Source organism: Marinobacter litoralis, assembly GCF_003336705.1.
GTDB lineage: Bacteria > Pseudomonadota > Gammaproteobacteria > Pseudomonadales > Oleiphilaceae > Marinobacter > Marinobacter litoralis.
On record NZ_QMDL01000001.1, the window covers coordinates 892,290 to 907,812 of the forward strand.

At 53.6% G+C, this 15,523-nt stretch carries 12 protein-coding genes and 1 other RNA gene; 7 read left to right on the forward strand and 6 right to left on the reverse strand.

The genetic code is table 11. The features are described from left to right. Positions 1 to 91: 91 nt before the first annotated feature. From DOQ08_RS04140 to DOQ08_RS04165, 6 genes are all read right to left on the reverse strand, one after another. Positions 92 to 2,797 carry a tetratricopeptide repeat protein gene (locus DOQ08_RS04140; RefSeq protein WP_114333611.1) on the reverse strand — a complete coding sequence of 902 codons (2,706 nt, stop codon included), beginning with the start codon at positions 2,795 to 2,797 and terminating at the stop codon, positions 92 to 94. 48 nt (positions 2,798 to 2,845) lie between these two features. After that, complete coding sequence (prsR, locus tag DOQ08_RS04145) at positions 2,846 to 4,231, reverse strand: PEP-CTERM-box response regulator transcription factor (RefSeq protein WP_206074768.1); 1,386 nt, start codon at positions 4,229 to 4,231, stop codon at positions 2,846 to 2,848. A gap of 122 nt (positions 4,232 to 4,353) precedes the next feature. Beyond that, a complete protein-coding gene (gene prsK / locus DOQ08_RS04150; RefSeq protein ID WP_114333612.1) occupies positions 4,354 to 6,489 on the reverse strand; it encodes an XrtA/PEP-CTERM system histidine kinase PrsK in 2,136 nt (711 codons plus the stop codon). Positions 6,490 to 6,595: 106 nt separating this feature from the next. Then, on the reverse strand, positions 6,596 to 7,534 hold the full coding sequence (locus tag DOQ08_RS04155; RefSeq protein WP_114333613.1) for an SDR family oxidoreductase: 939 nt from the start codon (positions 7,532 to 7,534) through the stop codon (positions 6,596 to 6,598). After that, on the reverse strand, positions 7,534 to 8,349 hold the full coding sequence (locus DOQ08_RS04160) for a lysophospholipid acyltransferase family protein (protein ID WP_114333614.1): 816 nt from the start codon (positions 8,347 to 8,349) through the stop codon (positions 7,534 to 7,536). Before DOQ08_RS04160 ends, DOQ08_RS04155 begins: the two co-directional genes overlap by 1 nt. A gap of 52 nt (positions 8,350 to 8,401) precedes the next feature. Further along, positions 8,402 to 9,322, reverse strand: a complete 921-nt coding sequence (locus DOQ08_RS04165) for a D-hexose-6-phosphate mutarotase (RefSeq protein WP_114333615.1) — start codon at positions 9,320 to 9,322, stop codon at positions 8,402 to 8,404. 106 nt (positions 9,323 to 9,428) lie between these two features. Between DOQ08_RS04165 and DOQ08_RS04170 the strand changes: the two genes are divergently transcribed. From DOQ08_RS04170 to recR, 7 genes are all read left to right on the forward strand, one after another. Further along, on the forward strand, positions 9,429 to 10,190 hold the full coding sequence (locus tag DOQ08_RS04170) for a 2OG-Fe(II) oxygenase (protein ID WP_114333616.1): 762 nt from the start codon (positions 9,429 to 9,431) through the stop codon (positions 10,188 to 10,190). 79 nt (positions 10,191 to 10,269) lie between these two features. Beyond that, an RNA gene (gene ffs / locus DOQ08_RS04175) (signal recognition particle sRNA small type) lies at positions 10,270 to 10,366 on the forward strand. Between the two features lie 176 nt (positions 10,367 to 10,542). Continuing rightward, on the forward strand, positions 10,543 to 11,487 hold the full coding sequence (locus DOQ08_RS04180) for an esterase/lipase family protein (RefSeq protein ID WP_114333617.1): 945 nt from the start codon (positions 10,543 to 10,545) through the stop codon (positions 11,485 to 11,487). A gap of 50 nt (positions 11,488 to 11,537) precedes the next feature. Further along, positions 11,538 to 12,575 (forward strand): lipase secretion chaperone, encoded by a 1,038-nt coding sequence (locus DOQ08_RS04185; RefSeq protein WP_114333618.1) that lies wholly within the window; start codon positions 11,538 to 11,540, stop codon positions 12,573 to 12,575. 71 nt (positions 12,576 to 12,646) lie between these two features. Beyond that, positions 12,647 to 14,551 (forward strand): DNA polymerase III subunit gamma/tau, encoded by a 1,905-nt coding sequence (gene dnaX, locus DOQ08_RS04190; protein WP_114333619.1) that lies wholly within the window; start codon positions 12,647 to 12,649, stop codon positions 14,549 to 14,551. A gap of 4 nt (positions 14,552 to 14,555) precedes the next feature. Then, positions 14,556 to 14,879, forward strand: coding sequence for a YbaB/EbfC family nucleoid-associated protein (locus tag DOQ08_RS04195; protein ID WP_114333620.1), 324 nt, complete (start codon positions 14,556 to 14,558; stop codon positions 14,877 to 14,879). Positions 14,880 to 14,914: 35 nt separating this feature from the next. Further along, positions 14,915 to 15,517 (forward strand): recombination mediator RecR, encoded by a 603-nt coding sequence (gene recR, locus DOQ08_RS04200; protein WP_114333621.1) that lies wholly within the window; start codon positions 14,915 to 14,917, stop codon positions 15,515 to 15,517. Positions 15,518 to 15,523 lie beyond the last annotated feature (6 nt).

Sequence of the window (15,523 nt, forward strand, 5' to 3'; positions counted from 1 at the left end):
TGAAACATTAAGTAAAGTATTGTTGCGAAAGAGGGGGGCCGCCACCGGCGATTAGGAACGTTTGGTTATGACGCCGGTGCGGTTATACGAGTTACCCTTTGCTGGTTTCTTCGAATTTGGCCATGATTTGTTTAGCCTGATCTGTTTTGCCGGCTGAGCGATAAGCTTCCACTAAGTGCATAGCAATTTCCTGGGATTCCGGATCCAGCTCATGAGCCTTTTCGAGCACGGGCAGGCTTTCGGGTTGCCTCCCAGTCTCGAATAAAATCCACCCATAAGTATCAGCAATGGCTGCATTATTCGGTGCAAGCTTATAGGCTTTCTGAGCGAGGTTAGCTGCCTGCCTATCCCCCTTCTCGTAATACAGCCAAGCCAAATTGTTCAGTACTAAAGGGTTGTCAGGGTTAATGTCCATCAGTGACTGATACCGCGCAATGGCCTTTTCGGGCTGGTTAAGCTGCTGATGGGTCATCGCCAAACTTAAAAGAATGGGCTGGTTGTTAGGGAACTGCTGAGATGCAGCTTCCAGAGACTCCAGTGCTTTTTGAGCTTGGCCGGAGCGAGCGAGGGCGCGCGCGTGAGCAACTTCCAGCTCGGGGGTTTGGCGCTTCTCGATTGCCAGCTCATAGAGTTCGGCCGCTTGCTGGTGTTTGCCGGTATTTTCGTAGAAGTTAGCTTCAACCTGGTAAGGGGCGGGGGAGTCTGGGTGGCGTTGTTTCACGTCTTGCAAAGCATCTCGCGCTTCTGATGTGTTGCCCTGCTGGAATTCAACCGCAGCCAGCTTGAGAGAGATGCTTTCTGATTCCGGGAATAGAATGCGGCCTCTATTCAGTATCTCTAGTGCTCGTTCGAAATTCCCACGCTGCGCCATTTGGGTGGCAATGCCTTCATAGACTGTGGCAACCATCGGCTCGTTGGGGCTGGGCAGGTCTTCCTGCTCGCGCTCCATGAGTTGGGCGGTGAGTTCATCCGCTTGAGTGGCTTCGTTGTTGATCAGCGCAGACTCAAGCATCACCAAGCGAGGGCCTGCAGCTTTTGGGTTTGTTTCGTTAATCTTCTGCATGAAAGCGGTCAGCTTGTCCCGGCCCATGGTAACTGCAGCAGCCTGAATGGCAGCGGCGTGGTTGGGGTCAAGAGTAATCGCTTTCTTATAGAACTCTATGGCCTGCTCGGTGTTACCTGAACTTTTGGCTAAGTTACCCAGCGCGACGAGCGGGGCAGGGTTTTCGGGCGCTTTGTTTTGCGCGGTTTTGTAATATTTGTCAGCCTCTGAAAACTGTTCCAGACTGTTTGCTAGATGACCTCTTGCGAGAAGAGCACGGATGCTCTCCGGGTTGTCTGCAAGCCAGTTGTCCAGAGTTTTCCGGGCGCTGTCGGCATCGCCGGAGAGCGTTTGAATGCGGGCGGTAAGGAGTTGCGCTTGTAATGCTTCGTCAGCCTCTTTCGGTACTTCGCGCACCTGTTTGAGCGCAGGCTCGTATTCGTTCATTTGTGTCAGGTAGGCAGCGTAGCGAATTCTGAGGTTGTGGTTGTTTGGGTCTAGTTCCAGTGACTTTTCCAGCAGTGGGCGACCAGTTTGGTCGTCGCCCGATGCAAGCGCAGCGATGCCGACTAGAGCGAGGGTTTGTGGGTCTGAATCTTTGTTGTCTATGTTATCGAGTATGGACTGTGCGCCCTGAGGGTCACGCATTGAAATTCGTGTTGCGGCCAGTAACTTTCGGACCCCATCGGCATCTTCCATCTTCGCCAAAGGCTCGAGTAGCTTTTCGGCTTCTTCAGCTCGCCCTTGTCGAAACCGAACAACACCCAGCATCAGGGTGCTTTGTTCATGGCCTGGAGCCTGATTTAATACTTCTTGTAGGTAACGGCCGGCTGTGTCGAAATCCCCGTCTGTGTAGGCGGCGGTGGCAGCTTCAAGGTTGCTCTTGATGGTTCCCGGTGCGGATTTTGCCAAAATTTCTTCGTAGACGAAGGCTTCGGCGGATTTTCCTTGTTGGCGCAAGACTGTGACCAGAGCCGAAATGGTCTGGTACTTTTGGAAGGTCATTACGTCATACTGCCCAATGGTTTCCAGGGCTCGAATATACGCTTGCTCCGCTGCTGCCCAGTTACCCTGTATATGCGACAGCTGAGCCTTCCAGAGCCAGACCTCTTCGTGTTCCGGGTCTATACCTTCGGCGTGGCCCAAATGTGTTTTGGCGCTTTCGAAATTTTCTCGAGCGGCGGCTACTCGGGATAATCCGATGTGGCCCAATGCATTGTTTGTGTGATTACTGATGGCTTGTTGGTAGGCCTGTTCGGCTTTTTCGAGATCGCCACTGATCAACCAGGCTTGGCCTTTCAGATTGTCGGCTTCCAGCGACTGATCGGGGGACGGCGATTTGAGTTGTTTGAGGGCTTCGAGGGCCCCTTCGGTTTTACCGCTCAGTGCCCTTGCTTTGGCGCGAATCAGGGCGGCTTTGTTTTTATCTGCCTGAGTTAACTGATCGGCACCGATTTCATCGACCAGCTTGTCTACTTGACGCTCGGCATTGGCGGCATCGCCGGCCGTTAATAAGTTATCGATAATGACAAAGTAGGGCGCGGGCCGATCTGGCTGGAGCTGTATGGCACTCCGAGCCTCGATGGTGCTTGCTTTTAGCTCGCCCTGTCTCTGGAAAAAGCGTGCTTGGTCAACGTGGCTGATGTACTGAATGTCGTCCTGCGACATGTCAGGTTCGTTGCTGCAACCTGCTAGGCCGATCGAAGCGATGGCAACTGAGAGTAATGACGCGCGCACAATGTTGTTCATGTTCATGCCCTGTTCCTTTTTTATGTCGGGTCTTTCTTATTCCGTTCGAGGCTCTCAGGTACCGTTGGTAGCGGTTGATGTCTCTATCCGGTACTTGTCAGTCAAGTTGTAAAGCGTTGGCCGTGTGATGCCGAGCAGGCGTGAGGCTTGGGCCATGTTGTGTCCGCAACTCGAGAGCGCCTGAAGAATTGCTTTTCGCTCGGCGTGTTCGCGAACCTGCCGAAGGTTTAGCTGGTAATCAGAGTCGCAAGCCTGCTCATAGGGAAGTAACAGATCTTCAGCCGTAATGCGCTTATCGTCCGCCATGATGATGGCCCGTTTGACCTTGTTGATCATTTCACGAACGTTGCCTGGCCATGCATAGGCGCTGATTGCCAAAGCTGCGTCTTCGGAAAAAGAGAGGTTAGGGCGATCCATTTGCTTGCCCAAACTCATCAGCAGCGATTGCGCAATAACGATCGCATCGCCCTCTCGGTCACGCAGGGCGGGCACATCCAGCGTGATTTCGCTGATGCGGTAATAGAGGTCTTCGCGGAATGCGCCTTCAGCGATCAAATCTTGCACGTTTCGGTGAGTCGCACACACCACTCGAACGTCCACCGGAATAGGTTTCACGGACCCCACGCGGTCGACCACCCGTTCCTGCAAAAACCGCAGTAATTTCGCCTGCAGGGGCATGGGCATATCGCCGATTTCATCGAGGAATAGAGTGCCGCCGTTGGCGCTTTCGATCTTGCCTTTTTTGCTCTGTGTAGCCCCGGTGAATGAGCCTTTTTCGAAGCCGAAAAGCTCGCTCTCCAACAGATTCTCGGGAATGGCTGCGCAGTTAATGGCTGCGAAGGGTTTGTCTGCCCGTTGGCTGTGATCGTGTAACGCTTGAGCGAGCAGTTCTTTGCCGGTACCGGTTTCACCGGTGATCAGTGTGGTGACATCGGTTGGTGCAACTTTCTCGACCGTTCGACATATGGTGAGCATTTCCGGGCTTGATGCGACAATGCCTTTGATGTGCGTACCGTTGTTTTGACTGGCCAGTAACCGGTTTTCTTGCTCCAGTTCGGCCAAGCGGAAAGCCCGGTTCACAACAAACGTGAGGATGTCTGCGTCTAGGGGCTTTTGATAAAAATCACTGGCACCCATGCCCACGGCTTTGACCGCATTTTCTTTGTCTTCCCGGCCGGTGACGACAACTACTTTGGTTTGTGGAGAAAGGCGTAGAATATCTTCTAGAAGCGCGAAGCCTTCGGTGGCTCCGCCGGGATCAGGCGGCAAACCCAAATCCAAGGTAACCACTTGGGGTTCGAGGCGGCGCAATGCGGCCAGTGCAGTGTCACGGTCAGATGCCACGGACACTTCAACGTCGTCGCTAAAACACCAGCGCATCTGGCTTTGAAGGCCTGGGTCGTCTTCTACAATTAATAGTTGCTTCACAACAGCAATCATTCCTTTGGTTTGTGTTCCGTTGGTGGCTCTCGGTTTGTCTTTGCAGGCTCCCTATACAAGATTCTTAACTTAAGATTGACACTTTGCAATGCTGTGGCAATAAAAAATACATGAAGCGTCGATTAGTTGACGGTTTTGTGTTGCGCCTGCACTTCTAAGTTTGACGGTGTCTCTGAGACGCTTGTTTTTTCGCTAGCTGTGCCCGCCATCGGAATGCGTACAGAGAAGCAAGATCCAACGCCCGGCTCGCTGGTTACATCGATATTGCCCCCGAGCTCCTGCACGTACTCGCGGGCTTGATAAGCGCCAATGCCCATGCCGGTCAAACCTTTGGTGCTCTCGAACGGTTTGAACAGTTGCGAGCGAATAAACTCGTTGGTCATACCTGTGCCGGTGTCTTGTATAAACAAGACCACACTGCCTTTGGCTGTTTTCAGGTTGAGTGTGATTTCGCCATCCGGTGGGGTTGCATCTTGAGCATTCCGGATGAGATGGCCGAGTACGCTTCTGAGCTGCTCTGGTTCTGCGCACACCAGAATAGGTGGTGGGTCGCCCAACAGTTGGGGGGCAGGTAGACGCTGGCTGTTGTTGGCCACAACTGAGCGTACCACCTCGGTAAGGTCAATTTTGCTCCTGGCTACGTCGTTGGGCGTTGCTGGTTTCCTTATGTGATCCACCAAATTCGACATTTTTCGAACAGCGTGATCTGTTGTCGAAATCATATCGTCAATAAAGGCAGGGTTGCCCCGGTGCTTGGTAGCATTTTTAACCAACAGTGACAGCTGGGCGATGAGTGTTTTCAGATCATGCACCATAAATGCGGATGCTTTACTGACCGCTTCAAACTGCATGGCTCGTGACAGTCGGTTTTGGGCATCGGCTTGGGCTAACAAGTTACATGTTTGGCGCGCCACAACTTTGATCAGGTCAAAGTTCTCCCAGTTCAAAACTACTTTGGCATAGGGGCGCCCAATCAACGCAATGCCGTACAGTTCGCTGCCCAGAAACAATGGAACGACCAGCCACGCGTCGGGAAGATTAGTGATCGGGTCCGGTAGCTCGATTAAGTCGTAGCTAAGCGGGTCAACGCGGTATTCGGCCAGATCAATAATCCATTCTTTGTTCTGAAACATGCGCACAAGGTCGCAGTCGCCGTCGATGGTTGTGTGTTTCGGCGTGGCGATATTGACGCTGCTTTTAAGTTCATAGTTGTTTTGATCGGATTTTATCCAGATTACGCCCGCGTTGCTTTCAACGAGATCTGCCAGAATCCGGATGGCCCTTTCGGGTAGGGGCGGCTCGTCACTCAAGTTGGCGAGCTCTTGGGTCATCCTCAGCCACTCTTCCCGGTAGTCGTACTTGTAGTCGAAAAAGTTCTGGCTGATAAACACCATAATCCGGGCACGAATTCGACGGGACATCACCAGGGTGACAAGGAAAGCGAGAGCGATAGTAATGAACAGTACCTGAAGGGCATCGCCCCATTCGCCGCCAAGACTGCGAACGTAATAACCGCCAACGGCGAGAAGTAACAGGTAGCCGCCCCCCATAATCAAGGCACCGGCATGGAATACGGCGGCTCGTGACAGCTGGAAGTCCACTGGCTGTTTGCGGGAATTAATGATGTTGACGGCAAATAAAGGAACGAGGGCGGCATTAATGAAACCGCGAGCATCCCAGAACGAATCGGCTACCTGTCCGAAAAGCAGAGCATCGGCGTACATAACAAAGTCGTACGCAAAAATAGTAGCGGTACCAATACACAGGTACTTTACGCTTGAACGTCCCAATGCTGGTGAGTTGCGCCAAATCTGCTCGATCAATGAAAGGCCAAGTAAGGACAGAGCAATTTGTCCGATTAACTTTGTTTTACCGCTGACCAGATCGGCATCGAAGGCAAATTCGAGCGTGCCAAGTGACAGCAGAGCGACGATCAGAACTGAGGTTGCGATCCCCAGCGTTTTACGGAGTTGGCCGGTAAATCCCGCTTGCCGGAAGGAGTCTCTGAGTAAAGCAAAAAGTAGGAGCAACCATGCAGTGTCGCGGAGTAACTCGAGAAGGTAACGGATGAAAAATCCGGGTTCCCCCAAAAGGCTTTGAGACACCAAAGCGGATGCCCAAAGGGTGGTAACGAAAGCCGCAAGAAACAGAGCGCGATCAAGCTCGCGCCGCAGGTAGCGTGTTGCTACCAAGGTGGACAACACGGCAAAAACGATCGCTGATGCGCCGTAGCTGAGAACGCTGAGGTCACTGAACATTCGGTCTTTCCTTAAACCGCGGATCTGTCACTAACCTCTACAGAGTAGCTTCGAACCTCTGTTTGCGTCCATTTAAATTGCCAATTTAGCTGCTCCGTTCACAGGGTTATTTGTTGTCCCGGTAATAACCGAATATTTCTGTCAACGATCGCTTGGGCGTGAAGTTGAACTCTTTGGCAAACGTTCGGCCGTCAATCACAACCGGATATTTGAAGAACGCCAAGAGATAGTGGGGGAAACTGCGAAGTCGCAGAATCTTGGCGATGGTTTTGGGCAGAACCGGCGGCACTGAAACGATAGGGATGCGTGTGCAACCACAAAGTTTTAAAGCCTGCTGGTAGGCAACCCAGTCGTGGGGCGCCACGTTGAATACTCCTTTTGTTGTTTTCTGCCAAGCCAGCGTTATGGCATCGGCCATGTCGTCGATATGGATGAATTGCATCATGGGAGAGAAACCCGCCAGAACGGGTGCGGCCTTGCTGCTCAGCAAGCGGCTCATGGTGTTGCGTACGCCGGGGCCGACGATGTTACAGGCACGCAAAATGGTGATGTTGAGTTCGGGGTAGCGCCACAAATACAGGTTGGCCAGGTTCTCCAACTCCACTGAATCAACCAGGTCGGCACTCAGGCCGGCACTTTTTAATGGCGCGCACTCATCGATCAGTGCCGGGTTATAAGCAACCGCGCCGTACACGTGATAAGTAGACAGAACGATTACTCGCTTAATGCCGTATTTGTGGGACAAATCAAGCAGTTTCTGAGTACCCAGAACATTGGCGTTGTAACGGCGCATGCGGTTGAGCTCGCTGGATTGAACGCGGCCCAAGTGAATAACGCCGTCGAACTGATACTTTCGGAACAGGTCTTCAAACACGCGCTTGTTGAAGTCGATGCAGTAGCTAGGAACTTTGGCGCCCAAGTCGACTTGTTCGCGGAAATCAACGGCGACGATGTCGCAGGTGTCGCTGAGTTTATTGATGACTTGCTGGGCGAGTGCACCGGCGGCGCCTGTCACTAGAATTTGTGGTCTGGTTTTCTCTGGCATCAGAACAACCTTTTTCTCTCAGTTAGGCCTTTGTCAATGAGCCGGTTTATCTCAGATTTAACCGCTTCTACACGTTCGGTGACTTGTTCTTCAGGGATTTCTGCACCGTCGAAATACATAGGTTCGCCGAAGTTAAGGTGCACTTTTGCAGGGAATATGAAGGGTAGTGCAACGGGTGCGTACGGCACGCCGAGTGCTTTAGCCAATGGTTTAATATTGGCTATCGCCGGGATGGTTTCTTCACAGCCAACCACGCCAATCGGAACGATGGGGGCGTTGTACTTCATTGCCAGATGCATGAAACCGTTACCGAAACGCTGAAGCTGATAACGGTCTTTATAGAGCTTGCCGGAGCCGCGAACGCCTTCAGGGAATACGATGATGGCTTCATCGTTTTCAAGCATCTTGGCGCAATTCACCGGGTCGCCCAGAACGGCGCCCACTTCATTCAGCATATTGCCGAGCCAGGGAACGGTCGGGAAAAAGCGCTCAATCATGGCGCGAGGCAGGCGCGGTTTGACCTTGCGGTTGGCCAGCGCATAACCAATGAGAATGCCATCAAGGGGGAGTTGGCCCGAGTGGTTAGCAATGAGGAGAACTGGGCCTTCGGCTGGTATGTTGTCTATACCGCTGGTTTCAACCCGGAAATATTTCTCGTAAACGTGGCGGGCGAGTCCCATACCCATCTTGGCCATGTCGCTGTTGAAGCCCCAGGGGTCGTAGCCCAGGGTGCCGATTGGCTTTTCGATGCGGTCAATCTGGTTGTCTGATTCGGTTGAAATCAGTTTTGATCTGATAAATGATGCCAGGCTCATACCTGCTCCCTGTGTTGAATCCCGGTTCATGCTGGCGGTTTAACGTTATAAATTATCCCCGCTCAATCAATACACCCAGTGTGTGGCTCTGGCCGATATTTAATACTCGATAGTCGCCGGCCGCATTGGCCGTTTCGACACACAGCATGTTTCGCCAGCCAGTATCAGGGAAGTCCGAAAGCCGTTGAGCTTTTTCAGGACCCGGGTTCCAAACAACCGTAGAGTCACTGCCAAATCCGATCAGCTTGGTGCGCCTTTCGGGTGTTGTTGCGACCAGCACGTCGCCGGATTCATAAATCCGGTCGGTTTCTCCCATGAAGTAAACGGGGCCGTCCTGAGTCGCATAGTTCCAGTCTTTTAACGTATCGATGTATTGACTGTTGCCCAGGCCGAGAAGCCGTGTGCGGGTGATGTCAGGAGTGGGCAGATAGGTGTGCAAGGCCTGGCTTAAGGCCATAGGTGCGTGAGCAAGATTGGTTGTTGTAAGGGCGATTTGGCAACCGCGGAGTGAAAAGTGGAATGTGATCAGCGCCAACGCATGACCTTCCCACACCTCGTGAAACTCGTCGCCTGCATTCAAAGACAGGCTGATTTCCACTTCGTGGGCGCTCTCGCTCACATCTTCCAGTTGCCACAGTGCTGTGCGGGCAAAACCGTGGGCCGAGGGCGTTTTAACGTGAGCGCGGATTGCCGGCGGATTTCGAGCCGGGTCACCAAACCAAGGCCAGCATACGGGGATGCCACCTCTAATGGCCCGTCCCGGCTGAAACCGCGCGAGATCGCTTAACCAAAGCCAGTTTTTCTCGTTGGAATGAGAAAAATGCACCAAGTGCGCCCCCTGCAGGGTGATCGCTGCTTCAAACAAGGGATGCTGTACTTCCAGAGCTTCCAGTTGGCCAATGGTTTTCCAACGAGTGAAAGACCATTGGCCGGGAGCCAAAGTAGTCGAAGGTTTGTCGCTGCGTTCAGCCATGGTGGTGCCGTTTGTTTAGGTGCATTTGCGTACTATCAGGTTAAAATAAAAGCGCCAATTCGGCGACTTTAGTCATACAATATCTCAAATTGCTGGAGCGCTGTTAATGGACTCAGAGAAGACAAAGGGTGTTGTGGTGCCGCTGGTTGAGCCAAGGCTTGAACGAGGTGGTGAAGCCATGGATCGATTAGCCGGCGATGACCCGAAAAGCATCGGAGAGTCTTCCTCCGCACCGAGCCTAGTGGATGAATCTTGGCTTGATGAGCTCGCGGATGGTCTTGCAGGCACGGCTTGGGTTGAGTGCGACCTGGGTGCTCGCTTGCCCTCGGGGTTATTGAGCGAGTTAAAGCGAGAGGTAGAGATTCTCGATAAAACGGAAGCCATGACCCGGGCGGGCATCGGTCGAGGCATCGATTTGCTGAAAGACCGCAGCGTACGGCGCGACAAGATAGTTTGGATGGATGGAGCCAGCGCACCCCAGGCAGAGCTATTTCGTTTTTTTGATCAGGTACGTGACGGCTTGAACCGGCGGTTGTTTTTGGGTTTGAAGCGGTATGAGGCGCATTACTCAACGTACCAGCCGGGAGATTTCTACAAGAGGCACGTTGACAGTTTCAAAGGCAGGGCGTCCCGAATGATCAGTCTGGTGCTCTATTTGAACGACAATTGGGGGCTCGAGGACGGCGGGGAGTTGAGGGTATTTGATGTCGTCGATCAAGAGTCGCCAGTCGGCTTGTTGAGGCCGGAAACCGGGCGTGCCGCGTTCTTCCTGAGCGAATCTGTTCCCCATGAAGTCTTGCCAGCACGGCGCACCCGATACAGCATTGCCTGTTGGTTTCGACAAGATGAAGTGCCTTTACCGCTATAGGCGTTGTAGTCCCTGTAACTCTCTGATACTATTCGCGCCGCTTTCAGGGAATTCTTCTGAAACGCCGTTATGGTGGCCCCATTGGTGCCTCCGCAACATGAAACCGTGAACCCGGTCAGGCCCGGAAGGGAGCAGCCGAAGCGGTGGAATTGTGTGCCGGAGAATTGCTGGTGGGGTCACCCCCATTTCCTCCCTTGAACATCTTTCGTTTCCAGATTCTTTTGGCCCCTTAAGACCTGTTTGTCTGTTCAGCACTTGTGACCATGTTCGCAAATCCAGCCATGCTTGTGCGCTAAGCTGATTTGGCTCGATATGTTGCATTCTGAACTAAAACAAAAAAACAGGTGATGAAATGAAACGCTCGAATCGAAAGCTGGCTGTTGTGGCCGGCGCCTTCGCTATTGGTTTGTCTTCGCAATCTGCATCTGCCGGATGGTTCGATTGGCTATTCGGAAAAACAGCCGATACCTACACTCAAACGGAACACCCGATTGTGCTGGTGCACGGTTTGTCTGGCTTTAACAAGCTCTTGGGTTTCGTTGAATACTTTAATGGCATTCCTGAGGCGTTGACCGAAAGCGGGGCTGAAGTGTTCGTGCCTCAAGTGTCGGCAGCAAATTCCACCGAGGTTCGCGGTGAGCAACTGCTTGCCCAAATCGAAGAGTACGTGGCGGTGACCGGGGCTGAAAAGGTGCACCTGATTGGTCATAGTCATGGTGGGCCCACCGTTCGTTACGTCGCCGGAGTTCGGCCTGACCTCGTGGCTTCGGTTTCCAGTGTCGGTGGCGTTAACTGGGGAACACCGGTTGCGGATGCCGCGAATAATGGTGCGTTGGACGGTCTGGGCAATTTCTTCTTTGGCTTGATTGACACCTTCTCAGGTGGTGGCGGGTTGCCGCAGGATACCGGAGCAGCGATCGAATCACTCAGCACAGACGGCTCCCTCGCGTTTAACGCGCAGTTCCCTGCCGGCCTGCCTTCTACCTACTGCGGCAACGATGGTGAAGAAGTCGTTGATGGAGTGCGTTATTACTCCTGGGGCGGCAACAAGGTCTGGACCAATGTGTTGGATGCCAGTGACGCGTTGCTACTGGCGCTGAAGCCGATGTTTGACGAGCCGACAGACGGCCTGGTGCCGGCCTGCAGCATGAAAGTCGGTAAGGTGCTTGGGGTTGATTACGCCCATAACCATCTCGATCAGGTGAATCTGTTGTTTGGATTGGTCGGGCGCAATGCCGCCGATCCGGTGCAGCTGTATCGACAGCAGGCCAATCGCCTCAAGAATCTGGGGCTCTGATACGGTCTTTATGCCGGGCGGGCCTGTTCGGCCCGCCCTAGAGGTGGTTCATGAGTAAGCGTTACATCTTTGTTTGTTTTGGTGTATTGCTCTTTGTGGCGGCGGGCACGGGGTTGTTCTATTGGTACGCTGATGCGGATTTCAGCGAAGGGGCAGGCACAGCGTCTGTTGATCAAAATCCGTTTGTTGTCAGTCATGCCGAGAGTCCTGTCCCTGCTTTAACGTCTCCCGATCAAACGCAAGAACTGCCTGCGTTACCAAGGGATGAGCGTGTCTCCGATATTGATATCGATGGCGCGGTTCGGGTCGATATGAACGGAAACCTGGTCCTGGACCGACAGCTTCGCCGCTTTCTCGATTTTTTTATCGGACTTGCTCCGGGGCGGCAGTATGAGGCTGCAATGAGGCAGCGGATGCAAGCCGTGATGGCTGCAAAGGGCGTTCCGGAATCGGTGCAACACGAAGTTTTCGATATTCTCGACCGGTATCTTGCCTATCGCGAAGCTGCCGAGCAGATGGAGCCTGATGCAGGCACATCGTCGGCCGATATTTTTGCGGCTTTTGATATTGTCTACGGTTTGCGCAGGGAGTATCTGGGGTCTGATGTGGCTGAAGGGTTCTACGGTGTGGAGGAGCGTCGTTTACGTTTGGCGCTCGAACGTCAGCGCGTGATGGCGGATGACAGTTTAAGCGATGCCGAAAAAAGTAGGGCGCTGGCGCAGATTGATCAAAATCTTCCTGAGCACGTTCGGAGATCAAAAGAGACTTCAGAGGCGGTGGTCAGCACCGTTTTTCGTGTACAGGAGTTACGAGAAGCCGGAGCAAGCGAAGCTGAGGTGCGTGCTTTAAGGTTGGAGCGATACGGTGCCGAAGCAACCGCCAGGCTTGAAGCAGTGGATAGAGAGCGTCAGCAATGGCAAAAGCGGCTTGCTGACTACCAGCAGCGTAAACAGGCAGTGATGCAAAGTGAAGGTTTGGCACCGCAAGACCGAACCGAGGCGCTTCGGTTATTGAGGGAGTCTATGTTTGAAGGGCATGAGTTGCGCCGTATTCGTGCTCTGGACAAGATGGCGGAAACGGCAGGCTAGCGTGATCATCCTTCTTCTGGCAACGGGTCCATGGTATTGTTAAGCCCTGATTTCAGAGCAGTTGGCGGATCATGAGCTACCAGGTTTTAGCCCGAAAATGGCGTCCCCGTACCTTCGAAGATATGGTGGGGCAAGAGCATGTGCTTCAGGCACTTGTACACGCGTTGGAGCACCAGCGGCTTCATCATGCTTATCTGTTTACCGGCACTCGCGGTGTTGGTAAAACCACCATTGGTCGTTTGCTGGCCCGTTGTCTGAATTGCGAAACGGGGATTACGGCCAATCCCTGCGGCGAATGTGGCAGTTGTAAAGAGATCCTGGACGGGCGGTTTGTTGATCTGATCGAGATTGACGCGGCATCCCGAACCGGGGTGGACGACATGCGAGAGCTGACCGATAACGTTCAGTATTCGCCATCGCGCGGCCGCTACAAAGTGTACCTCATCGACGAGGTCCACATGCTCACCAACCAGTCGTTTAACGCCTTTCTGAAAACGCTGGAAGAGCCCCCTGAGCATGTAAAATTCCTGCTGGCGACGACCGATCCCCAGAAACTGCCCGTTACCGTGTTGTCTCGCTGCTTGCAGTTCAATCTCAAGCGAATGACACCCGAGCACATCGTGGGGCATTTGCAAAAGGTGCTGGCGGAAGAGCAAATTCCTTTCGAAGATCCGGCGTTGTGGCTATTGGCCCGAGCGGCGGATGGCAGTATGCGCGACGCGTTGAGTCTGACTGATCAGGCTATAGCGTTTGGAAACCAGAAGCTGGCTGCAAGCGACGTCAGTACGATGCTGGGTACCATTGACAAGCAAGACATTGAGCGCATTGTTGATGCGTTGGTAGAGCGGGATGGTCCGGGGTTACTGGCCGAGATCAATCGCATCTCTGATTTTGCGCCGGACTACGATGTTATTCTGGCCGACCTCTTATCTCTGTTCCACCGTGTCACGATGGAGCAAGTGGTGCCGGGCAGCGCTGATAATGCTATGGGGGATGCCGCTCAAGCCCAAGCACTGGCGCGCAAGCTCAGTGCCGAAGATGCCCAGCTGTTTTATCAAACTGCGTTGATGGGTCGAAAAGATCTTGCGATTACCCCGGATGCACGGATGGGGTTTGAAATGACTCTGCTGCGCATGTTGGCGTTCCGCCCCGGTGCTGATCGTCGAGCGCCGCCCGCTGTTTCTTCAAGTGGTAATGAAAGTGCGGGGCGGACAGAACGGGCAGAGCCCGAACCGGAGCCTGCGCGAGCACCGTCTGTCGCTCAGCAAGCACCTCAGCCTGAGCCAAAACCTGTTGTGCCAGAGGCAAGTGCATCCGCTGCACCGCAGCCCGCTCTGCAACCTGAGCCGGTGCCGCCTCAGGTCATGGATGATGCGCCACCGTGGGATCCTGAACCAAATGAACCGGGGTTTGCGACAGCGCCTCAGGAACCCGTGCCTGCTGCCGTTGCAGAGGAGCCCGTCACGGCTGTCATAGAACCCGAGCCGATGCCTGACGAGGCGCAGCAGGCTGAACCGGAACCGCAGTCTGTCACCGAGCATACGAATGAATCGCCGAACATTGAGTTGGCGCCTCCTGTCAGTGAGGATGGCTTCGTTTGGGAGCGAGACTACCGGTCTTTGGACATTAACGGAATGCCCGGGAATCTTGCCAGCTACAGCGCAATGAAGCGTGATGGTGATACCGTCGTATTAACCCTCGAGGAAGGCCATGCCCGGCTTTTGAATGAACGGCACGAAGAAAAAATTCTTGCGGCCTTGAGATTGCGCTTTGGTGACGCCACACAGTTGAAAGTGGAAGAGGGTGAGCCGGGTTTGCATACACCGGCTGCCTTTGAAGAACGACAGCGGGTGGCGCGCCTGAAGGCAGCCGTGGAATCGATTCGTAAAGACCCGTTGGTACAGAATATTGTTGAACGGTTTGAAGGGCGGGTTGTCGAAGAAAGCATCCGCCCGATAGAGACAGGTAGGAGATAACCGCATGATGAATAATATGGGCGATCTAATGAAAAAGGCCCAGCAGATGCAAGAGCAGATGCAAAAGGCCCAGGAAGAAGCCGCAAAAGCGGAAGTGACGGGCGAGTCCGGTGCAGGCATGGTCAAGGTCACGATGAATGGCCGTCACGATGTTCGTAAAGTCGACATTGATCCTTCGCTGTTGTCTGAAGACAAGGAAATTCTGGAAGATTTGCTGGCTGCTGCGGTGAATGACGCCGTCCGTCGGGTCGAAGCAAACCAGAAAGACAAAATGTCCGGCTTGATGTCTGGAATGGGCATGCCACCGGGCTTCAAAATGCCGTTCTAACCGAGCGCGGTTTCGTTGTTGTTTGAGGAGTATTCATGGCATTCAGCCCTTTGGTTGATGAATTGGTCGATTCCCTTCGCTGTTTACCCGGCGTAGGCCAGAAGACCGCGCAGCGTATGGCGTTCCATTTGCTTGAGCGGGGCCGTTCAGGCGGAGTCCGTCTGGCCGGTGCCTTGAATCAGGCGATGGATAATGTTCGCCGGTGCAGCAGTTGCCAGAACTTCTCGGACACCGAGATCTGTCAGCTTTGTGCCAAACCCGAGCGCCGCACAGGAACCCTATGTGTTGTCGAAAGCCCCTCGGATTTGTTGGCCATCGAGCAGGCTGGCGATTATCGCGGCAGTTATTTTGTACTCATGGGCCATTTATCTCCCATCGACGGAGTGGGGCCTGAAGAAATCGGTATTGAGCGGCTATTGCAAAGGATTCGCGAAGAAGGAGTGGCCGAGCTGATATTGGCGACTAACCCTACCGTTGAAGGCGAAGCGACTGCCCATTACATAGCTGATCGTCTGGATGGCCAAAACATTTTGATCACCCGTCTCGCGCACGGTATACCGGTAGGCGGCGAGTTGGGTTATGTCGATGGATTTACCCTCACGCATGCCTTCCGGGGCCGCAAACCCCTATCTGAATAGTTCCAG